Genomic DNA, 20,877 nt, shown 5'->3' with positions numbered 1-20,877 from the left:
ATGAGAGACATATGTTCGATGCGGATGTGATCGTCGCGGGACTCGGGCCCACCGGCGCCGTGCTGGCCAGCCTGCTGGCTCAGCGCGGCCTGCGCGTGGCCGCGTTCGACAAGCTGCCCGACCTGTTCCCGTTGCCGCGCGCGATCGGCTTCGATCACGAGGTCATGCGGGTGATGCAGGAACTCCGGATCGCGGATCGCGTGCGCCGCCACTCCGCACCGTACCGACCGAGCGAGTACCTGGGCGTGGAGGGCCAGCTGATCAAGCGGCTCGATTCCGCGCCGGCCCCGCATCGCCTGGGCTGGGCGCCGAACCACGTGTTCGACCAGCCCGCGTTCGAGCGCGAGATCCGTCAGCGGCTGACCGAGCTCGAGCTCGCGCAGGTGCACTATTCGGCCGAGATCCAGGACAGCGGGGAGGGCGACGGGCACGTCTGGGCCGACGTCCGCCTGGCCGGCGGCGACGTGACGCGCTTCACGGCGAAGTACCTCGTGGCCTGCGACGGCGGCTCCAGCCCGATCCGCAAGAAGCTGGGCATCAAGCTCGAGGATCTGGGGTTCGACGAACCGTGGCTGGTGGTCGACGCGATCGTCCCGGACGCGAAGCTGGCGGACCTGCCGCAGACCCAGGTCCAGTATTGCGAGCCGGAGCGCCCTTGCACGTTCGTCGTCGGGCCAGGCAATCACCGGCGCTGGGAGGTGATGCTGTTACCCGGCGACAGCCTGTCGGCCAACTTTCCGGACGAGGAACTCTGGCCGCTGCTGGCGCGCTGGGTGAAGCCCGGCGAGGTCAAGCTGTGGCGCGCCGCCGCCTATCGCTTCCACGGACTCGTGGCCGAGCGCTGGCGCAGCGGGCGCGTCCTGCTCGCGGGCGACAGCGCCCACATGACGCCACCGTTCATGGCGCAGGGCATGGTGCAGGGCATCCGCGACGCCCAGAACCTGGCGTGGAAGCTGCGCCGCGTGATCAAGGGCGAGTCGTCGGATGCGCTGCTCGACACCTACGGGAAGGAGCGCCGCCCGCACGTTCGCGCGACGACGGCGGCGTCGATCGCACTCGGTCGCGTCATCTGCGAGCGCGATCCCCAGCGCGCACGCGAGCGTGACGCGCGCCTGCTCGAGGAGCACGGCGGATCGATCAGGACCGCCATCCGGCAGAACATGATTCCCGACCTGACCGGCGACCTCGTGGCGGAGGACACGCCCGGTGCCGGCACGCTGTTTCCGCAGCCGTTGATCCGTGCGCGCGGCGCCGAACCTGTTCTGCTCGACGAGGTCACGGGACCCTGCGTACGCGTCGCGTGTGCGGGCCCGCTCGCGCCAGAAGACGCCGCCGCGCTCATGGCGGCGCTGCCCGCCGGCGGTCGACTCATCGTCCTCGAGGACGACGACGCCGGCCCGCCCGGCGAGGTCGTCGCGGTGCGCGAGGAGGGCCCGGTGATCGGCCCCTGGCTGGCGCAGCTCGGCGCAACGATCGCGGTCGTTCGTCCCGATCACTACGTCTTCGGCACCGCCGGGGACGTTCAAGGCGCTCTGCGCCTGCTGGCCCGGCTGCGCGAGCGGCTCGCCCCAACACCCCGACTCGCGCTGGCGCCGCCGGCCATCCTGGAGACGTGGACATGAATCGCAACTTCATCGCGGGCGAGTGGCTCGAGGGCGCCGCCGTGCGCCGCAACATCAACCCCTCCGACACGCGCGACCTGGTCGGCGAGTACGCGCATGCCGATGTCGCCCAGACGGAAGCCGCCATCGCCGCAGCGCATGCGGCATTTCCCGCCTGGGCGCGCGGGTCGGTGCAGGCCCGCGCCGACGCGCTCGACCGGATCGGCAGCGAGCTGCTCGCCAGGAAGGCCGAGCTCGGCGACCTGCTGGCGCGCGAGGAAGGCAAGACCTTGCCCGAGGCTATCGGCGAAGTGGCGCGCGCCGGCCAGATCTTCCGGTTCTTCGCCGGCGAGGTCGTGCGTGGTGGCGGTGAGCACCTGCCGTCCGTGCGGCCCGGCGTCGAGGTCGACATCACGCGAGAGCCGGTCGGCGTGGTCGGCATCATCACGCCTTGGAATTTCCCCATCGCAATTCCGGCCTGGAAGATCGCGCCCGCATTGGCCTATGGGAACTGCGTGGTGTTCAAGCCTGCCGACCTCGTGCCCGGCTCGGCGTGGGCGCTGTCCGAGATCATCTCGCGCGCGGGGCTGCCGCCCGGCGTCTTCAACCTCGTCATGGGGCCGGGAAGCCGTGTCGGGCAGACGCTGATCGACCATCGCCACGTCAACGCGCTGACGTTCACCGGCTCCGTGGACACCGGTCGACGCGTGCTCGCGGGGACCTCAGCCCGGTTTGCCAAGGTGCAGCTCGAGATGGGCGGCAAGAACCCGCTTGTGGTGCTCGACGACGCCGACCTCAAGACCGCGGTCGAGTGCGCCGTCCAGGGCGCCTTTTTTTCGACGGGCCAACGCTGCACGGCGTCGAGCCGCCTGATCGTGCAGAAGGGCATCCTGCCGGCGTTCGTCAACGGCGTCACGGAGCGGCTGCGCGTCCTGAAGGTGGGTGACGCGCGCGCGGCCGGCACCGACATCGGCCCCGTCGTCGACGCCGACCAGCTCGCGCAGGATCTGCAGTACATCGACGTCGGTGGCAGCGAAGGCGCCCGGCTCGTGGTGGGCGGCGCGCAACCGAAGCGGGACGCGCCGGGCTTCTACCTCGAGCCGGCGCTGTTCGTCGACGCATCGCCGGAGATGCGCATCGCCCGCGAGGAGATCTTCGGGCCGGTCGCGTGCGTCATCGCGGTCGACGACGTGGACGGCGCCATTCGCGTCGCCAACGACACCGAGTTCGGCCTGTCGGCCGGGATCTGCACGACGTCACTTCGCCACGCGACCCGATTCAAGCGCGAGGCGGAGGTCGGGATGGTGATGGTCAACGTGCCGACGGCCGGCGTGGACTATCACGTGCCATTCGGCGGTCGCAAGGGCTCGAGCTACGGCTCGCGCGAGCAAGGGCGCTACGCCGCCGAGTTCTTCACCACCGTCAAGACCGCCTACACCGCGGCCTGAAGGCTCACAAGCCACCGATCCTATCGGGCCGGGCGGCTGCTGGCGGAGCGCTGCCCGAGCGACGCTTCTACTGGCGTTGTCTTGCGGGTTAGCCCCGATGGGGGAAGACCGTCGCGAAGCGAATGTTCACGCAAAGAAATCGGTTTTGCGCACAGAAAATAAAAGTGTGCATAGAGACTGAATCACACGGCACCTCAGGAGACAGCTGATGAAGACGATGAAAGTAGCGCGCATGCACATGGTGGGCGGCCCGATGGAACTGGAAGACATTCCCGTTCCGACGCCGGGCCCCCAGGACGTGCTGGTTCGTGTTCGGTCCTGCGGGATCGTCCCCAACCTGGCCAACATCCTCTCCAACTGGCCGACGTGGTTTCCCGAGCGTCCCTTGCCGCCATTGCCCGCGATCTTCGGCCTTGACCCGGCAGGCGAGATCGCTGCCGTCGGCTCGCAGGTGCACGCCTGGAAGGCCGGCGACCGCGTCTACGTGAACCCGGGTCGCTACTGCGGCGGCTGCCGCGCCTGCCGCTACGGCGACCACATCAACTGCACGCACTACACGTTCAACGGCTATTTCGGCTTCTCCGAGAAGTCGCTCCCCATCTTCCAGGCCTATCCGTACGGCGGCCTGGGCGAGTACATGACGGCGCCGCAGTATTCGCTGGTCTCGCTGCCTGATTCGGTCACCTACGACCAGGCCTCGCGCTTCGGCTACCTGGGCACCGCGTACTCGGCCATGCGCAAGGCCGGTGTCGCGCCGGGCAAGAACCTGCTGGTCAACGGCATCAGCGGTACGCTGGGCCTGGGCGGCGCGCTGTTCGGCCTCGCGATGGGCGCGACGCGCATCCTCGGCACCGCCCGCAACAAGGGGCTGCTCGAACGTGTGAAGGCGCTCGCGCCGTCGCGCATCGAAGTGCTCTCGCTGGAAGATGGCCGCTCTATCGATGAATGGGCGCTCAAGGTGACGCAGGGTCAAGGCATCGACATCTTCATCGACGCCAGCGGCCCGGGCGCGCCGCACGAGTCGTTCCTGCAGGGCATGCGTTCGCTGCGCCGTGGCGGCCAGACGATCGACATCGGCGCCGCGGCCGGGTCGCTACCGGTCGACATCCACACGATGATGGACTGCCAGCATTCGCTGGCCGGCTCCCTGTGGTTCTCCGCGGGAGAGGGCCAGGATATGGCCGACATGGCCGCCGCGGGCCTGCTGGACCTCTCCGTGTTCGAGCAGGTCAAGTTCCCGCTGGCCAAGGTCAACGAAGCGATCTCGGGCATCGAGAACCGCAACGGTGGCTTCGGCAACTTCGTCGTGAACCCGTGAGCGGAGGACATCATCATGACAAGCTCTGCTCGCGCAGCTTCGCGTGAACCTCTCGACGGCCACGCCCGTCTGACCTGGTTTCTCTGCGGCCTGGCCAGCGTTGCTGGAGGGCGTTGACATCCAATCGGCTGGCGTCGCCGGCCCTGGCCTGCGCGCGCAGTTCGGCCTGTCGGTGGCTCAAATGGGATTCGTCTTCAGCGCAAGCGTCATCGGGCTGCTGCCCGGTGCCGCGATCTGCGGGTGGCTGTCCGATCACGTGGGGCGCAAGCGCGTCCTGCTCGGCTAGATGGTCGCCTTTGCGCTCGCGTCGCTGCTGACCGCCCACGCCCCGGGGTACACCGAACTGCTCGCCTGAAGAACACCGCGGTCACGACGGTGTACTGCGGCATGCCGCTGGGCGGCGCCACGGCGGCCGCGATCGGCTTGTTGAACACGACTGGCGATTGGCGGTTGGTGTTCTACGTCGGCGGCATCGCGCCGCTGCTGCTGGCACCGGTGCTCATGGCATTCCTGCCAGAGTCGCGCCAACTGCTCGCACGTTTGCATCCCGCCGCGGGAACGGGCCTGGGTTCACCCGCCAAGCCGACGCTGGGGTCCGCACTCTTCGCGCCCGGCCGCGCGGCCTCGACCTGGCTGTTGTGGGCCAGCTTCCTGTTCACGCTGCTCGTCGTCTACTTCCTGCTGAACTGGTTGCCGTCGCTGCTGATCGGCAAGGGCCTGACCAAGCCGATGACCGGCGCGGTCATGATCCTGTTCAACGTCGGCGGCGCCATCGGCTGCGCGGTGCTGGGGGTGCTGATGGATCGCTGGCGTCCGCAGCGGGTCATCGTGCTGGTGTTCGCCGGCATCCTGGCCTCGCTGTCCGCGCTCGCCTCGGTCGATGGATTCGCCGCCCTGGCCGTCATCGGCTTCCTGGCCGGCACCTGCGTCCTGGGCGCGCAGTCGCTGATCTACGCGTTGGCACCGGGCCCGTATCCGGTCGATGTCCGGGGCACCGGCGTCGGCACCGCGATTGCCATCGGGCGCATCGGTTCGGTGGCCGGACCGGCGCTCGGCGGCATGCTGCTTGCGGGCGGGCAATCGGCCAGCATGGTGATCGCCTCGGCGATCCCGGGCGTGGCGCATCTGCACCTTGCTGCTGGTGAGACGCCTCGCTGCGATGCAGGCCGTCGCCGTCACCGATCCGGTAGACCGGCTGCCGGCGTCGGCTCCCGTGGCCGAACTGAACTTGCGGCGCCGTCAGAGCAGTGGGTCGCGTCACGCCAGAACGCTCCTTTCGTGAGGCTTCGTCGAAGCCTGCGTTGGTCGAGCTCGCCCATAACTATTCGAGGAGACAGACATGCAAGCCCCTTCCCGCCGTCGTTCGCGCGCCCGCCGAGTTGCAGGACTTCCACCGCTTTGCCTCGCCGCGGCAGTTGATGGCCTATGTTGGCCTGGTGCCGGGCGAGCACAGCTCAGGCCCAAGCGCCGCCAGGGCAGCATCACCAAGGCCGGCAACAGCGCGGCCCGGCGGATGTTGGTCGAGGTGGCCTGGCACTACCAGCACGAGGCCAGGGTCAGCCCGGTCATCGCCAAGCGCCAGGACGGGCTGCCCACCACGGTGACCGACATCGCCTGGAAGGCCAAGCTGCGGCTGACCAGCAAGTTCAAGCGGCTTACCGCACGGCGGGTGATGAAGAACAAGGCCGTGGTCGCCGTGGCACGCGAACTGGCAGGCTTCGTCTGGGCCATTGGCTGCGAGGTACAAGCCTCGGGTTGGCGGGGCTTGCCTGCGAGTGCGGTTGCAGCCCCGGTCGGCCCCGCGCATTGAACACCCTCTGCTTTTGACTTTGAAACTCAAGACGGGAGGTCTCATCGAACCATCCCAACCAGCGGCCGGATCGGGAGCGCGGCGCAGCCACGGCCATCAGGGCAATCCTCGGCAACGTTATTGAGCGCCACCGCAGCAATGCGGCCCGGCGACCTCAGCCCCTAGACCGAAGGCAGGCCTGCGACGAACACTTGTCTTGCGGTACCCAACCCGCGCATATCAGCATGACCAACCATCGTGCATCCCCACGGGTGGCATCCAACGGCTCCGTCGCGTTCCCCGTCCGGAAACAGGTCCCTCAATCCCATCTGTGTCGCAGAGGAAATGCCTTTGCCGATTGACAGGAAGAGGCCATGTCAGCGTTCATGTTCATGCTGATCCTGATCCCGGCCCTGGCCTGCTTCCTGTTGAAGCCCAAGGTTGGCAGCGTGGTCGCGGCGGCCTCTTCGACTTCGCGGCCAGTGACGGAGGCGGCCCAGCCCGGCGGCGGGACAACCGCGGGACGCCTGGCGGCGTCTTGATCGGATGTCCTCCGGCTCGCGACGCCGCTGCGCATGTCTTTGTGCACAAATAATATTATTATGCGCAATACATGCTCTATGGCATAGTCAGCGAATATGGAAGCGCTCACCGCACCTACCAAGGAAGTCGACGCTCTTCCGCTGGGCGAGCGCGCCTATCAGGAGCTGCGCCGAGCGATCGTCCGCTGCGATTTCAAGCTGGACGGACCGTCTGCGCGTCGAGGAACTCAGCCGCCAGTACGGCCAGAGCAGCAGCCCGCTACGGGAAGCACTCAATCGGCTGGTGCATCAGGGCCTGGTTCGTTCCATCGACAACCGTGGTTTCCGCGTCGCGCCGATCTCCATCCAGGGGATCGCCGACCTGACGCGCGTGCGCCTGCTGATCGAAACCGAGACCCTGCGCGACGCTCTGCAGAACGGTTCCGAAGACTGGGAGGGCGACGTCGTCGCCTCGTTTCACGGGCTGTCCTCCGTCGAGAAGAAGCTCACCGAAGGCCTGCTCGTCCTCGACGACAAGTGGTCCGACCGGCACCGCATCTTCCACTTGGGCATCTATGCCGGGTGCTCGTCGCCATTGCTGAAGAATATGGTCGAAGGACTCTTCGACCAAGCCGAACGCTATCGACGTTTCTCCGCACGGTTTCGCACGGGCGAGCGCTCGAAGGGTACGGAGCACCAACGCATTGTGGATGCCGTCCTTCAACGCAACGTCGATGCGGCGTGCAGCCTGATCCAGGGTCACATCCGCTCCACGGAGCTGAACGTGACCGAGAGCCTGCGCGCCATGCAGGCGGCCAGCGCCGGATGAGCCGCTGCGGCCGCGCCGCGGCTGGACTCTGCCGGTCTCCTGCGCAGAATGCAGGCTTATCTCGCGTTCGACAGAGATCGTCGATCGAGATCGCGCCTATCGTTCCGCCGCGCTTACCAACGCGTCAACGCGGTTCGCATTGAACTTGACGACACCATTCGAATGGGAGTCAAGGCATGCGAGTCCGCGCAGCCATGAACAGTGCGTTCATCCGGACACTCGGGAAGTCCTGCTCCTGCAGCTCTCGCGCGCGCTCAAGCGTCGGCACTGGCGCATCGCGATTCGTCGGCTGCTGGTGATGCGTGCGTATGGATTCGAGATTCCCGCGTGGCATCGGACCGAGACGGAGCGCCTGCTGGCGGGATGTCCCGAGACAGCATTGCAGAGGATCCGCGAGCAGGTCGAGTCCTGGGCCGAGATGAGATGCATGCCAAGAACAGCCTCTTCCCAGCACTGGCCACCGGTTGACAAGTTCGATTACCTCCACGCGCTCTCGAGGCGCACATCGCGATCCGATGAGTAAAAGGATGATCGTAAGCACCCGGCGGCCAGCTCCCGGTGCACCGTGCTCCTGCTGACCGTGACACCGATGTCGACCAAGGCCCGGCAGATGGCGTCCAGCGTGTAGTCCAAGGCTTGGAGCCGTGCCATCTCGGCGGCGTAGGCGCGGGCCTTGCGCGAACCGCGGCCTGGCGGGCGCCTGGGCGCCAACTGCGCGCCGTCGTGGTGGTTCGGATCGGGGTGGTTCATGTGCGCTTTCGATCCGGTTTGATCCGGTTCCGATTCGCTTTTGTCTCGGTGGCGTCCCACCCGTCTCATTGCCGTACCGGCTGTGTTTCGCACCTGTCTCACTGCTGTCTCAGCCATCCCGGTTTCGTCCCGGTCCGGTCCCGGTGCCGGTTCATTCGTCTCATGATCGGCCCGCCAGTCGGCTTGCTGCGCGCAGGATTACGGGCCGAATCTCGCAGGCCAGCTGCATCGTTCGAGGCCAATACTGGGTACCAAGGTGAGTGCAGAGATAGGCGGCCTGCCGCCAGTTTCACAAGCGCTTCGCGCCCGTCCCGCTGTTCCCCATCGGTCGGCCCATGAACACCACTACTTCCCACGACTTCGTCACCGTCGACATGCGCGGCTTGAAGGCCACGTTGGTGGCACGCGCACATGCGGAACGCGTGAGCGTGTCGGTGCTGGTGCGCCGCGCGGTGGCACTCGAACTCGGGCTTTCGGTCGAGTGCGATCCATCGCAGATGCGCGTGGCCAGCCGGGTCGGTTCAAGGGCCACCAGCGTCAAGCTGTCGATTCGCATGAAAACCGAGGAAGCGCGACAACTCGCAGCCGGCGCGCAAGCGGCGGGCCTGTCGCGCGATGCCTACCTGGGTCTCATCGGAGACGTACCGGTGCTGACCGCCGGTGCGGGCCGTGCCGAACACATTGCCGCGCTCATGGCATCGAGCGCCGAACTGTCGACCCTCAGCCGCAACATCCACCGCCTGACGGCGCTGCTGCGCCAGGCCAACGTGGAGCCGGCCAGGCCCTACCGAGATATGCTGGACACGCTGAACGGTGACGTCCGCCGCCACCTGGAATTGGCCGCCCGCGTCTTGGCCGACCTGCAGCCGCTCAGCCGCGGCGGCGCTTCCTCAGCTCGCGCTTCTCGTTGACCGAAGGAGATCGCCATGGCGCTACCGCCCAACATCGACGGCGTCCTGATCACCTGGGGTGATCGCCTGTTCTGTCCCGGCAACCGGGTGGTCACCGGCGCGAGGCCTACAACATCATGCTGTCGATGCCCCGCGGCATCGACCCGTTGACCGTCCAGCGCGCAGCGCGAGAGTTTGCGCAGGACGAACTGGCAGATCACAAGTACGTGATGGTGCTGCACGATCACCAGGCCAACCCGCACGTTCACATCAGCGTGCGGGCCGAGTCTCGGCACGGCAAGCGCCTGAACCCGCGAAAGGCCGACCTGCGTCGCTGGCGGGACACCTTTGCGGAGAAGCTGCGAGGCCATGGCATTGACGCGGAGTCGACGAGGCAGGCGACGCGCGGGCAGGCGCGCAACTACGAGCCGCTCTGGCGCATCAAGGCAAAGGAAGAAGGGCGGTTGCGCTTGCACCGGCTGACCGAGAACGATGGTGCCAAGGCGATGGCCCGACGTGAAACGGCGATCGGTGCTTGGCTGGAGATTTCGCGGGCACTCGCGCTGTCCGATGACAGATCTGATCGAGGTCTGGCGGTGTCGATCGCCAAGTACGTCGAGGACATGAGCGCCGTCACTCTCCGGGCTCTAAGGTGGCGGCGATGGCTGCGGCCAGCGTGGCACCATCCAGTTCCGTGCGCCGTGCGATCACCGCGAGGTCGAAGAAGTCCTTCATGCGGCTGTTCGCTTGCCTCAGCATCACCATGGTCTGGTACTTCTCTGCAATCACGGTGTACACCGGATAGACCCGCAGCGTGGGAGCCGGGAAGTCACCCAGCAAGGTGGGATAGGCCACCGTCTGCGGCCCTGGCGTCACGGCATCACCGAAGCCCACGTCGATCTGCAGCGCGCAGCGTGCGGAGCCGATACGTGCCACCAGCTTGATGCGGGTGCCGCCGTAGGTGTTGTCTTCGCGAATGGCATCCGCCTTCACAGAGTCAGGGTCAAACACAATGCCGTCGCCCAGGTCCATGGCAGCGACTTCCCTGAAAGTGGCGATCAGGTTCGCTTCATCGTCCGGGCCAAAGCCCAGCAAGTCGGCATCCCGAGTCGGGCGGTGCGGCGTGTCGTACCACAGCGCAAAGAGCAGGGCGCCCTTGAGCAGGAAGCGGTCGGCATGCGCAGACACGCTGACGCGCGCCAGGAGGCGCTCCATGCCGAATCGGTTGAGCAGCAGGCTGTAGTCGTCGCCGCGCTGTTTGGCGAGGGTCAGAAGTCGAGCCAGGATGGACGCGGAGAGGTTGCTGGAGGATGCGTGACCTCCGCCCTCGCGGGCTGCGGTGCGAGCTTGCTTGGGGCGGCCCTGCGCTGCGCTCATTGCGTCACCGCCTCCAGGTAGGGCTGCATGACACGTTCGACCCGGTTGATCTTGGCGAAGTGGCTCAGCTCTGCCATGCTGACCTTGCGGCTGCGCCAAGCATCCTTCAGCGCCTCCAGCGCCACATCCAGGCCAATCTTGTTGCGGAACTTGAAGCAGTCGGTCACCGTCTTGGCGGCGCTGTACACGCGGATGGGTGCGCCCTGGTCGGCCACGGTCTGGATACCGTCGCTGTACGCGGCACCGCGCAGGCGTGCGATGCGCAGCGGAGGGTAGCTCAGCGCCGGGGTCTGTGTCGCCTCGGGCAGTGCGATCCACACTTCGTGCGGCAGCTGCGTGCCGATCTCGTGGAATTGCAGCGCACTCAGCAGGCAGAGCACGGCCTTTGGCACGCGCTGGCAAACCTCGATCAGCGTCTGGTGCTCGGTGGCTTCGGCGTCGGCCAGCCCGTACAGGCCGCGGGCGAATCGTTGCAGCTTGCCGGCCTGGTGCAGTCGGATCAGAAGCTGCGGTGACCAGCCGTGCTCGCGCACATCCGCTGCCCGCAGCACACGCCGGTGCCGGGCAAGTTCGAGGATGTGGTCAGACTGGGTCATTGGGGAAGTTTAATATCTGCATTACTTTTATTCAAGTGATGCGGATTTCAATCGAGCGAGGGGCTTTGGCCTCACAGCTCACCGGTCCTGCGCCATGGCCAGGTCGCTTTCTCCATGCCTGTGCGGCAGTGAACGATGCGTTCGATGGCCCACCTGCCGCACCGGCACGCCACAGGCACTCAACCCGTACAGGGGCCGGTCAAGTCGGTGCCAATGAGTCGAGAGGTTCACTTCCGGTTCTGGGAGTGCGCGAGGGCGCGATTCCCGCGCCACTCACCTGCTGGCATGGCCAGGAGCGCATCTTCGAGCGCGCCGGTCATCTGATTGCCCGCTCGACACTGGCGCAGTGGGCGGGTAAGTGCGGCGCGCGACTTCTGGGGTCGTCTATGACGCGGGCGTGGCGTCGGGTGCGCTACCGACAACCTGCCGCACCGGCAGCGAGATGCGAAAGCTGGTGCCGACGCCGACCTCGCTGGTGACTGCGATGCGGCCGCCATGCTTGCGGACGATGCCGTACGAGAGCGACAGCCCGAGACCGGTGCCCTTGCCGACGGGCTTCGTGGTGAAGAAAGGATCGAAGATCTGCTTCAGATTCTCGGGCGGGATCCCGCAACCGTTGTCCGAGATGTCGATGAAGACGTGGTCATCGCCTTCGCACCCGGTCGTGACAACGATGCATCCCATCATTCCCTGAAGCGCGTGTGCGGCGTTGACCAACAGATTCATGAACACCTGGTTCAGTTGCGACGCCAGGCATTCGATCTGCGGAATGTTGCCATAGCAGCGCTTGACCTCGGCGACGTACTTGATCTCGTTGTTGGCGATGTTCAGGGTGCTGTCCAGCCCCTTGTGGAGATCTGCCCACTGCCAGCCTTGCTCGCCCACATGCGAGAAGTCCTTTAGATCCTGGACGATCTGCTTCACTCGGAGGGCGCCGTCCTTGGATTCGTCCACCAGCTGCAGCACCTCCTGGCTCAGAAATGCGTAGTCGTTGACGTCCTTGATCCGGTGCAGGTCCGACAAGGCGGCCGCACTGAACACATGCTCCTGCGCCTCGTACGCCGCAACGATGGCGAGCAGCGACTTCGAATAATCGCGCAGGGTGCCGAGGTTGGACGTGATGAAGGCGATCGGATTGTTGATTTCGTGCGCCACTCCGGCGGCGAGTTGGCCAATGGCAGCCATCTTCTCGGACTGGAGCAATTGATGGTGGGCCTCCTCCAGGCGCTTGATCAGCACCTGCTGTTCGTCGGTCCGGCGTTGCAGTTCGTCACGCGCCTGCTGGCGCTCGCGCAGGTCGGCTCGCAGCTGTTCATTGCGCTCGTTGAGTTCGAGAGACATCATTTCGAGCGCCCGCTCGATGAGCATGCGCTCTCCGTCCGCATCTTCGTACGCCTGGCTTACCGCCCCCAGCAGCAGCTCCAGCCCGGTGGGCAGCGCATAGGTGTCGCCGAATGCGCGCCGCAGCTGACGTCGAAGCAACTTGTGATGGGAGGGATTCATACCTCTGAGAAAGTCGTGATCGTCATCGTCTGGTTGTGCAGTTCGCATCCACCAAGCGTCCCCTGCGGGCAGAGTTCGCCGTAGGAGTAAAAGCCGGCAAGCGCCGTATCGCCAAGCACTTCGCGAACGCCGTCGATCTCTTCCTCGATGCGCTGGCGCAGCACGAGTTTTCGGCCGACGCAACTGATCAGGACGGCCAATTGCGCATCGTCGCGGCCCAGCCGCCGCAGCCCTTCGGACGCGGCACCGGACGCGCCATCTACCAGGCGATCGAAGTTGGCCTTCATCAGACGGGCCTTGGCCCCCTCGGGGATGTCACCCCCGAAGGTCATGCTCCCGGAGGCTTCGTCGATGCCCAGCACGGTGCGTACCAGCCCGGCACCGCCGCGCCCGTCTTCCAGCAGCAAGGGGAAGCGCAAACCCGTCGCGGGCAATCCGCACGAGTGTTCGCCCAGGTAGCTCTTGTAGAGCTCCAGTGCCGATTTGCCATCCAGCTCGAAAAGCACGTTGCCTCGCGAGCGAGTCACGGTGCGAAGGGGCCCGAAGCTGTCCCAGCCACCGACGCTGCCATATCCGACGAGCAAGTCATCGCCATAGAAGCCAATGCCAACGACCTGCCGGCTCTGCCCGATGCCGTTGCACATGACCAAGGTCTCGATGAACCTGTCGGAGTCGGCCGCCAGCCCTCCGGTAGCGCAAACGCCCTCGGGCAGGCGCTCGCGCAAAGCCTTGGCGAACGACGTGCCGTTGACCACAAGGCCGTCACAAAACGTCATCACGTGTCGCAGGCCCGGGCGCACCAGCTTGAGCGCGATCTGTTCTGCCGCTTCGCGGCCATCCGTGTCTTCGGCGACCGGAACAAGTACCCAGTCGATCACGCTGCGCTCGAATTGCACGGCCGTCGCCACGAGGCAGTCATCGTGCACACGCGTACCGAGGATCTCTCCGGCGGTCGAGCAACCAGCGATCAGGGCATTCGGGTGCCACGCCCGCAACTGATCGAATAGCCCTTGTTGGCGAAGAGTGTCCGGTGAACCGAAGGCAAGCACGAGTTGATCGCGGTCGCCGGCGGCGGGGGATCCGTCTGTCCAGCCGACGGCGGGCGTCCACAGGCGCTGTCGAATCTTCATGGGTCTTCTCCAGGTGGGCGCGGCATCAACACACCGCATCTTGCTGACATGGAGCGGGCACCAGCGTCTCTTGGACATTTCGACAAGTTGGAGCGCCACTTGAGCCTGTTTTGCGCCTCTCGTCCGGATCGAAACCTCGGATTGACCTTCGATGCCGTGCGTCAGAGATGTCGCGCTTCGACCTGGAGACCGTCCGGGGAACACAATGTGGCCTGCATGGCATGCACCTCGAGCAAGCGAACCGTGGCAGCGGCGCCATGGAAAAGGCCAAGGCATGACGCTTCTGGACGCGCATAGACAAGATCTGTCAACGCAACGCTGCCGCCGTCTGCCAGGACTTCGATCAGGCTGCCGTCGATCCATGCCTCGATCTCTATCTCGTTGGCGTTGGACAGCCGCTGTGCATCGTGCCTCTCGGACTGACCCTTGAAGCGGGGCGCCGCGCAGTTCCGGTCAATGAAGAAGCTGTTGCGTTCAGGGTCAAATCCCACATGCACGGATTCGCCTGCGCCCTTGAGCAGCTCCAGTCCGATGGGTGAGTCCAGGCCGGCCCGAAGCGCGCGCAGACGCACCATCAGCTGCCTGCCCTGAATACCGGCTTGGGCCAGCGATGCCGCTGTCACGTGCGCAGAGTTCTCACGCGCGGTGAACAGCGGTTCTGGCCCGACGAGCGCCTTCATCTCCGCCGCCATGCGCTGGCGCAGGCGCAAACCCCGCGGGGTGGTGACCAGGCTCAGCTCACGCGGCGCCGACTGCTGGCCGCGCCAGGGCTGCGTTGGCAGTTCGCGGGCGTATTCCCAGTTGCTGCACCATCCCAGCCAGAGCACGCGCTCGTCCGGCATGTTGGCGAACATGATCGGGGCGTAGAAGTCGCGGCCGTGGTCAGCCCAGAGCGTCGGTGGCTGCGCGTCATCGGCGACGAACCGCGTGCCGTCGAAATCGCCGATGAAGTACTGCACGCCGCTGCCGCCCCACAGCGAGCCGTGGTTGACCGAGACGATCAGCACCCAGCGCTTGCGAGTGGGGTCGTCGTCGACGCTCAGCGCGAACAGCTCGGGCACTTCCCAGATGTTCCCGTCGGCCGAGCCGGCGGGGCCGAAGGTCGAGACACGGGTCCACTCCACCAGGTTGCGGGAGGTATAAAACCAGACCTGCTGTTCCAGCGCCACCACCACCAGCATCACAAAGCGCTGCGTCGGCTCGTGCCAGAACACCTTCGGGTCGCGGAACTCGGTGGAATCGATGTCCAGCACCGGGTTGCCTGCATAGGGCGTGAATGTGCGGCCCCGGTCGAGGCTGAAAGCCAGGTGCTGGGACTGGATCTTGGTTCCCGGGTCGAAGCCGGTGAAGAAGGCCACCAGTGCCGGGACGGTGGCGCCGGCCGGCGCGAAGCCGCCACGGTTCGCATGGTCCACGACGATGGAGCCCGAGAAGGCCATCAGCCTGTCCGTCGCGGGGATGGCCACCGGCAACTCCTGCCAGCGCGTGAGGTCGGTGCTCACCGCATGGCCCCAGCTGATGTTTCCCCAGTCGTCGCCCTGCGGGTTGTACTGGTAGTAGAGGTGGTATTCGCCGTCAAAGTGGACGAGCCCGTTGGGGTCGTTCATCCAGTGGCGCTTCGGCGAGAAGTGGTAGCGGGGCCGCCAGGCATGCTGGTCGGCATCGGTCGTCGGCATCGGTGTGGTCACGGTGGTGCGAGCTCGGTCAGGGCGAGGGAAGTCGTTGGCCTTGCGGGCCGAAGAGATGGAGCTTGTCGGCGTTGACGCGCAGCGAGCGCGGCTGGCCGAAGGCGAGGCTGCGGTCAGTGGTCAGCGCGGTGAGCGGCGTGGACGCGCCGGTGACGACCAGGTGAACCAGCGATTCGGCGCCCAGCCGTTCGACCAATTGCACGCTGCCGGCCGCGCCCGCGACGAGCGCGATGTCCTCGGGCCGCGCGCCGATGGTGGCAATGCCAGCGGCGGCCAGCGCCTCGACCGAGCGGCCGGTCAGCAGCGCCAACTGAGGCGCGTGGGCGGCGTCCACCGGGACAAGGTTCATCCGATGCGTGCCCATGAAGCCGGCGACGAAGACATTGGCCGGCGTGTCGAAGAGCTCGTCCGGCGTGCCGAACTGCTCCAGGCCCTGGCGGCTGAGCACGACGATGCGGTCCGCCAAGGTCATCGCTTCCACCTGGTCATGCGTCACGTAGACGGTGGTCACACCCTGGCGGCGGTGCAGCTCGGCGATCTCCGCCCGCATCTGGCCGCGCAGGTTGGCATCGAGGTTGGACAGCGGCTCGTCGAAGAGGTAGGCGGTGGGCTTGCGCACGATGGCGCGGCCGATGGCCACGCGCTGGCGCTGGCCGCCGCTGAGTTGTGTGGGCTTGCGCTGCAGCAGCTCCTCGAGCTGGAGCTGGCGGGCGGCATCGAGGATCAGCGCATGGCGCTCGGCCCGGCGCAGGCCGGCGATCTTCAGGCCGAAGCCGATGTTGTCGTAGACCGTCATGTGGGCGTAGAGCGCGTAGTTCTGGAACACCATCGCCACTCCGCGCTTGACCGGCGGCAGGTCGTTGACGCACAGGTCATCGAACATCAGGCGGCCGCCGCTGACGGCTTCCAGCCCCGCGATCATCCGCAGCAGTGTGGACTTGCCGCAGCCCGAGGGACCGACGAGCACGGTGAACTCGCCACGACGGATGTGAAGGTTCAAGTCGCGGAAGACGTAGCGCTCCATGCGCTCGTCGTAGCGCTTGTCTGCGTGCTGGAAAACGATGTTCGGCATGTCGATTGAACTTCACTGGCTACCGATAGACAAATGTGGCGATGTGCGAGGATGTGCGGGCAGGTTTCAGCCCTTGATGCCTGCGCCGACGACCGAGCGAATGAACTGCTTCTGGAACAGCAGGAAGAAGACCATCACTGGCAGCGTGATCAGGCAGGCATAGGCCATCACCTCGCCCCACTGGGTGCTGCGGCCGAAGAACTGCTGCAGGCCCACCATCACGGGCCGGGCGCTGGCGGTGTGCACCGTCATCACCGGCCACAGGTACTGGTTCCACATGCCCAGAAACAGGATGATCGCGGCCGTCACGATCACCGGCTTGCACACCGGCAGCACCAGGCGCAGGTAGATGGTCAGCGCGCCGGCGCCGTCCATGCGTCCGGCCTCCACCAGCTCGTCGGGCACGTCCTTGAAGAACTGGTAGAACAGGAAGACGCAGAAGGAATTGGCCAGGAAGGGAATGATCTGCACGTGCAAGGTGTCCAGCCAGCCAATGGTCAGGCCGCTGGCGTCGAACCAGGGCAACTTGGAGACGATCAGCAGCATCGGGATCGCCAGCACCTCGAAGGGCACGATCAGCAGGCCGATGACAAGCGTGAGCACCAGGCCCTGGCCGCGCCACTTCAACTTGGCCAGCGCGAAAGCGGCTGCGCTGTTGATGAAGATGCCGGCAGACACGCTGACCAGGGCGATCAGCCCCGAGTTCAGCAGGTAGGCGCCGACGGCACCCTTCTCGAACACCGCCCGGTAGTTGTTCAGCGACCAGCGAGCGTCGGGCAGCAGCGCGGTCGGCTTGCCCAGGTCGGTGAACAGCGCCTCGCCCGGCTTGAAGCTGGCCGCCACCATGAAGAGCAGTGGATAGGCAAAGACCAGGCCGGCGAGCAGCATCAGCGCGATGTGCAGCAAGGATTTCGCCACCTCGCTCGGGCCGGTGGCGCGTTTGCCGTTCATCATCGGCTGGACCTTTCCATCAGTTTCTTCTGCCCCAGCGACAGCAGCAGCACGAAGACGAAGAAGAACAGCGTCATCGCCGAGCCGTAGGCAATGTCCTGCTCGCGGAAGCCCACGCGCATCGAATGGAAGATCAGCGTGCTGGTCGAATCCATCGGCCCGCCGCCGGTCAACACGTCCACCTGGGTGAACAGGCCGAAGGCCATGATGGTGGTGGACAGGGCGACGAAGACCAGCGTGCGTTTGAGGCCCGGCAAGGTGATGTAGACGAACTTCTGCCAACGGCTGGCGCCCATCACGTCGGCTGCTTCGTACTGGTCGATGGAGATGCCCTGCAGGCCCGCCAGGAAGATCAGCATCTGGAATCCCGCGCCTTGCCAGGCCGACATGATGGCGATGGACAGCATGGCCAGGTGCGGGTCGCCCAGCCAGTCCGGCTGCGGCGCGTTGTCGCCGAAGATCACGCGCAGCAGCTGGTTGGCCAGGCCGGCTTCGGTGTGCAGGATCAGGCCCCAGACCGCTGCGACGACGACCATCGAGGTCACCACCGGCGAGAAGAACACGGTGCGCAGCACCACCCGGCCGCGGAAACCGTGGTTGACCCAAAGTGCCATTGCGAAGGCCAGTGCCGTCTGCAGCGGCACGACCATCAGCGCGAACAGGAAGGTGTTGGCGATCGAGCGCAGGAATTGCGGATCGCGCGCACCGACGAGGTAATGGCGGCCGGCCAGCGACACATGGCCGAGGTACTGATAGCCGTCGAGGCCCGCGGGTGCCTCTCGCTTCATCCGCCGCCACTGGCGCTGCGGCAACTCGCGTTCGGTCTCGCTGGCGGCCGGCGGTGCGTCCACCACCTTGAGCGCGAACATGCGCGTGTAGTTGTCCAGCCCGGTCCATTCGATGCGCTCGGTCTGCAGCAGCTTCACATTGGTGAAGCTGAAGCCCACGGCCAGCGCAAAGGGCAGCAGCACGAAGGCTGCGAACAGCAGCAGGGCTGGGCCGGCGAGCACGGCCACCTCGGACCAGTGCGCCTGGGCGAGGCGGGAGTTCGGGTCAGAAGCCATAGTTGCGATTGCGCTTGAGGTCCTGCTGGATCGCCTCGACCGCCCGGTCCAGCGCCTCGGCGGAATCGCCGCCCTCGCGCACCTCCTTCAGGGCCCGCTCGAAGCTGCTGGACAGCATCGGATAGGCCGGTGTCTCGGGCCGCAACAAGGCATAGGCGCGGGCGTACTCGAACAAGCTGCGGCCAAAGGCGCCGGGGCGGTAGAGCGCGGTCTGGTCGGCTGCCGCCTCGCTGGTGGGCATCAGGCCGGTGGCCTGCGAGAAGGCAGCGATCTCGGGCGCGGAGATCAGGAATTCGATGAACTGCCGTGCGCCTTCAGGATGCGGGCAACTGCTCGACACCGCCCACTGCCAGGAACCTGCGCCGATGCGCGGCTGGGCGCCGAAGGCCGGCGGCGGCAGCGCAACCAGGTCGTCGCCGATGCGAGCGAGGTAGTCCTTGGCGGACCAGGAGCCCGTGTAGTGGAAGGCGGCGCGCCCGCTGGTGAAGGACTGGTCGTCGACCGGCTTGCGCGCCACCAGCCGCTCGGTGAACAGCGAGCCGTAGTAGTCGACGACGCCCAGCGCAGCATCGCCGTTGAGCACGCCGTCCACCCGCGTGAAGTTCTTGCGATCGATCAGGTCGGCGCCGGCGCTCTGCAGCCAGGGCGAAAAGCCGTAGCTGACCCATTCACCGGTCCACTGCGCATTCAGGTCCAGCGGATAGCGGAAGCCTTCGTTCTTCAGCTTGCGCAGGATGTCGCGGAACTCGGTGGCCGTGTAGGGCTGCGCCATCGTCGCCAGGCGAATGCCGTGCGTGGCCAGCACGCTCCTGCGGGCGAACAGGGCCAGCGCCGCGTCGAACTGGCCCACGGCGTAGAGCTTGCCCTTCAACGTCGAGCGCGCGCCGGGGATCAGTGCCTCCACGCCGGCCGGCCGCAGCGCGCCTTCCAGCGTCTGGACATGGCCGGCCCAGGCGAAATTGGGTACCGCCGGTTGGTCGAGGTCGAGCACGCAGGGCAGCTTCTTCGTCATTGCCGCAGCGATGACCGACTGCTGGTAGGAGCCTTGGGGCAGCGTCTCGACGACGACGTGCCATCGCGACTGCTGGCGATTGAAGCGGGCCTCGGCGGCGGCGCTGGCCCGCATGTCGGCATCGCCGGTCTGGTGGCGCCAGACCTGGATCTCGACCGGTTCGGCAAGGGCCGCCCCGGCGGCCAGCGTGGCCGCCAGCAGCAGGATGGCCGGCCTCATTTGGGCTTCCTGCCCGGGGGCGCGGCCACGGAGGCGCGCACCTGAACCTCGCAGCGCTCGCGAATGGCGCCTGAGGCGCTTTCGTCGCAAGCCATCTGCGCGGCGCGGCGGCCCATCTGCAGATAGGGCAGGCGCACGCTGGTCAGCGGCGGGTCGGTGGCATGGACCAGCATCGGATGGTCGTCGAAGCCCAGCACCGAGACCTGGCCCGGCACGGCGATCTGGCGTTTGTGCAGGCATTGGATGATGCGGGCGGCCATCTTGTCGTTGCCGGCCAGCATCGCGGTGGGCCTGTGCTCGCGCAGCACCTGGCCGACCAGCGAATCGATCGCGGCGAACTCATCCTCGATCGATGCGCCTTGCGAGCCCTGCACGAAGACCGGTTCGGGCTGGCCCGCCGCCTTCGCGGCCTTCAGGAAGCCGCGGTGGCGCAGCTGCGTGGCGCGCATGTCCGGAAAGAGCTCGAACACGACGATGCGGCGGTGACCGTGGGTGTAGAGATGGGCCAGGCCGTCGCGCGCGCCCTGCTCGTCGTCCGGCACGACGCTGGGGACCTCGCCGCCCGGCAGGTAGCAGTTGAGCAGGACCAGGCGCGTGCCTTCGGCGCGCCTCAGCTGGGCCGCATCAAGCGCGCGGTGGAAATGGGTGGCGAAGATCAGCGCGTCCACTCGGTGCTCGATCAGTCCATCGATCAGTTCCGGCACGTCGGCGTCCACGCCGCCGCATTCGGCGATCAACAGGCGCTTGCCCAGCGCCTTTGCGGCCAGCTGCAGGCCCTTGATCAGTTCGAATGAGTCGGGGCTCGTGGTGATGCGGTCGGACACGATGCCGATCAGGTTGGGCTTCACGCCCTTCAGCGCACGGGCCGCGACGGAAGGGCGGAACTGCAGCTCGCGCATCGCCGCGACGATCTTGGCGGAGGTCTTCTGAGAGATGCAGTTCGGGTCGTTCAGGTAGCGCGATACGGTACGCACCGAAACGCCGGCCTGGTCGGCGACCTGGTAGATGGTCGAAGCGTCATTCATCGGGGCCAGCTCGTCTTTCGTCTCTGTTCAGCGGCATTTTGTCTATCGATGGTAGTTTCCAGGGAAGACGATGCACTGCGTGTTTACCCGAGGC

The 20,877-nt window shown here is 66.4% G+C and carries 21 protein-coding genes and 1 pseudogene; 11 read left to right on the top strand and 11 right to left on the bottom strand.

Annotated elements, in window-relative coordinates; all coding sequences use genetic code 11:
- Window positions 1-11: 11 nt before the first annotated feature.
- The 9 genes from AC3WR5_RS08910 to AC3WR5_RS08870 all read left to right on the top strand — a co-directional run bounded on the left by AC3WR5_RS08910 (window position 12) and on the right by AC3WR5_RS08870 (window position 7,506).
- Window positions 12-1,622 carry a bifunctional 3-(3-hydroxy-phenyl)propionate/3-hydroxycinnamic acid hydroxylase gene (locus AC3WR5_RS08910; RefSeq protein WP_492483635.1) on the top strand — a complete coding sequence of 537 codons (1,611 nt, stop codon included), beginning with the start codon at window positions 12-14 and terminating at the stop codon, window positions 1,620-1,622.
- Window positions 1,619-3,049, top strand: coding sequence for an aldehyde dehydrogenase family protein (locus AC3WR5_RS08905; RefSeq protein ID WP_492483634.1), 1,431 nt, complete (start codon window positions 1,619-1,621; stop codon window positions 3,047-3,049). The genes AC3WR5_RS08910 and AC3WR5_RS08905 overlap by 4 nt, the downstream gene beginning before the upstream one ends.
- A 208-nt stretch (window positions 3,050-3,257) precedes the next feature.
- On the top strand, window positions 3,258-4,367 hold the full coding sequence (locus AC3WR5_RS08900) for an alcohol dehydrogenase catalytic domain-containing protein (RefSeq protein WP_492483632.1): 1,110 nt from the start codon (window positions 3,258-3,260) through the stop codon (window positions 4,365-4,367).
- 100 nt (window positions 4,368-4,467) lie between these two features.
- Window positions 4,468-4,653: an MFS transporter gene (locus tag AC3WR5_RS08895; protein ID WP_492483631.1), complete on the top strand. Its 186-nt coding sequence runs from the start codon at window positions 4,468-4,470 to the stop codon at window positions 4,651-4,653.
- The gene (locus tag AC3WR5_RS08890) at window positions 4,608-5,786 is read left to right on the top strand and encodes an MFS transporter (protein ID WP_492483629.1); all 1,179 of its coding nucleotides are present in this window, start codon (window positions 4,608-4,610) and stop codon (window positions 5,784-5,786) included. Before AC3WR5_RS08895 ends, AC3WR5_RS08890 begins: the two co-directional genes overlap by 46 nt.
- Window positions 5,786-5,971 (top strand): hypothetical protein, encoded by a 186-nt coding sequence (locus tag AC3WR5_RS08885; RefSeq protein ID WP_375140549.1) that lies wholly within the window; start codon window positions 5,786-5,788, stop codon window positions 5,969-5,971. The genes AC3WR5_RS08890 and AC3WR5_RS08885 overlap by 1 nt, the downstream gene beginning before the upstream one ends.
- Complete coding sequence (locus tag AC3WR5_RS08880) at window positions 5,881-6,177, top strand: hypothetical protein (RefSeq protein WP_492484602.1); 297 nt, start codon at window positions 5,881-5,883, stop codon at window positions 6,175-6,177. The genes AC3WR5_RS08885 and AC3WR5_RS08880 overlap by 91 nt, the downstream gene beginning before the upstream one ends.
- 353 nt (window positions 6,178-6,530) lie before the next feature.
- Window positions 6,531-6,698: a hypothetical protein gene (locus tag AC3WR5_RS08875; protein ID WP_492483627.1), complete on the top strand. Its 168-nt coding sequence runs from the start codon at window positions 6,531-6,533 to the stop codon at window positions 6,696-6,698.
- Between the two features lie 4 nt (window positions 6,699-6,702).
- Entirely contained in the window at window positions 6,703-7,506 is an 804-nt protein-coding gene (locus AC3WR5_RS08870; RefSeq protein ID WP_492483625.1) for a GntR family transcriptional regulator, read from the top strand.
- A 477-nt stretch (window positions 7,507-7,983) separates the two neighbouring features.
- On the opposite strand, the gene AC3WR5_RS08865 is transcribed toward AC3WR5_RS08870, so the two are convergent.
- Complete coding sequence (locus AC3WR5_RS08865) at window positions 7,984-8,256, bottom strand: hypothetical protein (protein WP_492483623.1); 273 nt, start codon at window positions 8,254-8,256, stop codon at window positions 7,984-7,986.
- Between the two features lie 335 nt (window positions 8,257-8,591).
- On the opposite strand from AC3WR5_RS08865, the gene AC3WR5_RS08860 reads away from it, so the two are divergent.
- Together AC3WR5_RS08860 and AC3WR5_RS08855 are read left to right on the top strand one after the other, a co-directional pair.
- Entirely contained in the window at window positions 8,592-9,167 is a 576-nt protein-coding gene (locus AC3WR5_RS08860; RefSeq protein ID WP_492483622.1) for a hypothetical protein, read from the top strand.
- A 71-nt stretch (window positions 9,168-9,238) separates the two neighbouring features.
- A pseudogene (locus AC3WR5_RS08855) lies at window positions 9,239-9,508 on the top strand (relaxase/mobilization nuclease domain-containing protein); the annotation flags it as partial.
- Window positions 9,509-9,779: 271 nt separating this feature from the next.
- On the opposite strand, the gene AC3WR5_RS08850 reads toward AC3WR5_RS08855, so the two are convergent.
- The 10 genes from AC3WR5_RS08850 to AC3WR5_RS08805 form a co-directional block, all read right to left on the bottom strand.
- Window positions 9,780-10,523: a nucleotidyl transferase AbiEii/AbiGii toxin family protein gene (locus AC3WR5_RS08850; protein WP_492483620.1), complete on the bottom strand. Its 744-nt coding sequence runs from the start codon at window positions 10,521-10,523 to the stop codon at window positions 9,780-9,782.
- The gene (locus AC3WR5_RS08845; RefSeq protein ID WP_492483618.1) at window positions 10,520-11,119 is read right to left on the bottom strand and encodes a type IV toxin-antitoxin system AbiEi family antitoxin domain-containing protein; all 600 of its coding nucleotides are present in this window, start codon (window positions 11,117-11,119) and stop codon (window positions 10,520-10,522) included. The genes AC3WR5_RS08850 and AC3WR5_RS08845 overlap by 4 nt, the downstream gene beginning before the upstream one ends.
- Window positions 11,120-11,503: 384 nt before the next feature.
- Window positions 11,504-12,622: an ATP-binding protein gene (locus AC3WR5_RS08840; RefSeq protein ID WP_492483616.1), complete on the bottom strand. Its 1,119-nt coding sequence runs from the start codon at window positions 12,620-12,622 to the stop codon at window positions 11,504-11,506.
- A complete protein-coding gene (locus AC3WR5_RS08835; protein WP_492483614.1) occupies window positions 12,619-13,752 on the bottom strand; it encodes an FIST signal transduction protein in 1,134 nt (377 codons plus the stop codon). The genes AC3WR5_RS08840 and AC3WR5_RS08835 overlap by 4 nt, the downstream gene beginning before the upstream one ends.
- Before the next feature lie 161 nt (window positions 13,753-13,913).
- Window positions 13,914-15,428 carry a glycoside hydrolase family 32 protein gene (locus AC3WR5_RS08830; protein ID WP_492483612.1) on the bottom strand — a complete coding sequence of 505 codons (1,515 nt, stop codon included), beginning with the start codon at window positions 15,426-15,428 and terminating at the stop codon, window positions 13,914-13,916.
- A gap of 28 nt (window positions 15,429-15,456) precedes the next feature.
- Window positions 15,457-16,512 carry an ABC transporter ATP-binding protein gene (locus tag AC3WR5_RS08825; RefSeq protein ID WP_492483610.1) on the bottom strand — a complete coding sequence of 352 codons (1,056 nt, stop codon included), beginning with the start codon at window positions 16,510-16,512 and terminating at the stop codon, window positions 15,457-15,459.
- Between the two features lie 66 nt (window positions 16,513-16,578).
- Window positions 16,579-17,466: a carbohydrate ABC transporter permease gene (locus tag AC3WR5_RS08820; protein ID WP_492483608.1), complete on the bottom strand. Its 888-nt coding sequence runs from the start codon at window positions 17,464-17,466 to the stop codon at window positions 16,579-16,581.
- Entirely contained in the window at window positions 17,463-18,527 is a 1,065-nt protein-coding gene (locus AC3WR5_RS08815) for a carbohydrate ABC transporter permease (RefSeq protein ID WP_492483606.1), read from the bottom strand. Before AC3WR5_RS08815 ends, AC3WR5_RS08820 begins: the two co-directional genes overlap by 4 nt.
- A complete protein-coding gene (locus tag AC3WR5_RS08810; protein ID WP_492483604.1) occupies window positions 18,517-19,758 on the bottom strand; it encodes a sugar ABC transporter substrate-binding protein in 1,242 nt (413 codons plus the stop codon). Before AC3WR5_RS08810 ends, AC3WR5_RS08815 begins: the two co-directional genes overlap by 11 nt.
- The gene (locus AC3WR5_RS08805) at window positions 19,755-20,783 is read right to left on the bottom strand and encodes a LacI family DNA-binding transcriptional regulator (RefSeq protein WP_141286698.1); all 1,029 of its coding nucleotides are present in this window, start codon (window positions 20,781-20,783) and stop codon (window positions 19,755-19,757) included. Before AC3WR5_RS08805 ends, AC3WR5_RS08810 begins: the two co-directional genes overlap by 4 nt.
- Window positions 20,784-20,877 lie beyond the last annotated feature (94 nt).

The sequence above is a fragment of the Ideonella sp. FW305-24 genome (assembly GCF_058788035.1).
The sequence above is the reverse complement of the archived record's forward strand: the minus strand, read 5'-3'. Positions and strand labels throughout refer to the sequence as shown.

What these genes read in the sequence shown, in the direction of transcription:
- AC3WR5_RS08910 (WP_492483635.1), top strand. Translation starts at nt 12, where the DNA reads ATGTTCGATGCGGATGTGATCGTCGCGGGACTCGGGCCCACCGGCGCC.
- AC3WR5_RS08865 (WP_492483623.1), bottom strand. Translation starts at nt 8,256, where the DNA reads ATGAACCACCCCGATCCGAACCACCACGACGGCGCGCAGTTGGCGCCC.
- AC3WR5_RS08850 (WP_492483620.1), bottom strand. Translation starts at nt 10,523, where the DNA reads ATGAGCGCAGCGCAGGGCCGCCCCAAGCAAGCTCGCACCGCAGCCCGC.
- AC3WR5_RS08815 (WP_492483606.1), bottom strand. Translation starts at nt 18,527, where the DNA reads ATGGCTTCTGACCCGAACTCCCGCCTCGCCCAGGCGCACTGGTCCGAG.
- AC3WR5_RS08825 (WP_492483610.1), bottom strand. Translation starts at nt 16,512, where the DNA reads ATGCCGAACATCGTTTTCCAGCACGCAGACAAGCGCTACGACGAGCGC.
- AC3WR5_RS08820 (WP_492483608.1), bottom strand. Translation starts at nt 17,466, where the DNA reads ATGATGAACGGCAAACGCGCCACCGGCCCGAGCGAGGTGGCGAAATCC.
- AC3WR5_RS08840 (WP_492483616.1), bottom strand. Translation starts at nt 12,622, where the DNA reads ATGAATCCCTCCCATCACAAGTTGCTTCGACGTCAGCTGCGGCGCGCA.
- AC3WR5_RS08880 (WP_492484602.1), top strand. Translation starts at nt 5,881, where the DNA reads ATGTTGGTCGAGGTGGCCTGGCACTACCAGCACGAGGCCAGGGTCAGC.
- AC3WR5_RS08835 (WP_492483614.1), bottom strand. Translation starts at nt 13,752, where the DNA reads ATGAAGATTCGACAGCGCCTGTGGACGCCCGCCGTCGGCTGGACAGAC.
- AC3WR5_RS08860 (WP_492483622.1), top strand. Translation starts at nt 8,592, where the DNA reads ATGAACACCACTACTTCCCACGACTTCGTCACCGTCGACATGCGCGGC.
- AC3WR5_RS08900 (WP_492483632.1), top strand. Translation starts at nt 3,258, where the DNA reads ATGAAGACGATGAAAGTAGCGCGCATGCACATGGTGGGCGGCCCGATG.
- AC3WR5_RS08905 (WP_492483634.1), top strand. Translation starts at nt 1,619, where the DNA reads ATGAATCGCAACTTCATCGCGGGCGAGTGGCTCGAGGGCGCCGCCGTG.
- AC3WR5_RS08810 (WP_492483604.1), bottom strand. Translation starts at nt 19,758, where the DNA reads ATGAGGCCGGCCATCCTGCTGCTGGCGGCCACGCTGGCCGCCGGGGCG.
- AC3WR5_RS08885 (WP_375140549.1), top strand. Translation starts at nt 5,786, where the DNA reads ATGGCCTATGTTGGCCTGGTGCCGGGCGAGCACAGCTCAGGCCCAAGC.
- AC3WR5_RS08845 (WP_492483618.1), bottom strand. Translation starts at nt 11,119, where the DNA reads ATGACCCAGTCTGACCACATCCTCGAACTTGCCCGGCACCGGCGTGTG.
- AC3WR5_RS08875 (WP_492483627.1), top strand. Translation starts at nt 6,531, where the DNA reads ATGTCAGCGTTCATGTTCATGCTGATCCTGATCCCGGCCCTGGCCTGC.
- AC3WR5_RS08870 (WP_492483625.1), top strand. Translation starts at nt 6,703, where the DNA reads ATGTCCTCCGGCTCGCGACGCCGCTGCGCATGTCTTTGTGCACAAATA.
- AC3WR5_RS08830 (WP_492483612.1), bottom strand. Translation starts at nt 15,428, where the DNA reads ATGCCGACGACCGATGCCGACCAGCATGCCTGGCGGCCCCGCTACCAC.
- AC3WR5_RS08805 (WP_141286698.1), bottom strand. Translation starts at nt 20,783, where the DNA reads ATGAATGACGCTTCGACCATCTACCAGGTCGCCGACCAGGCCGGCGTT.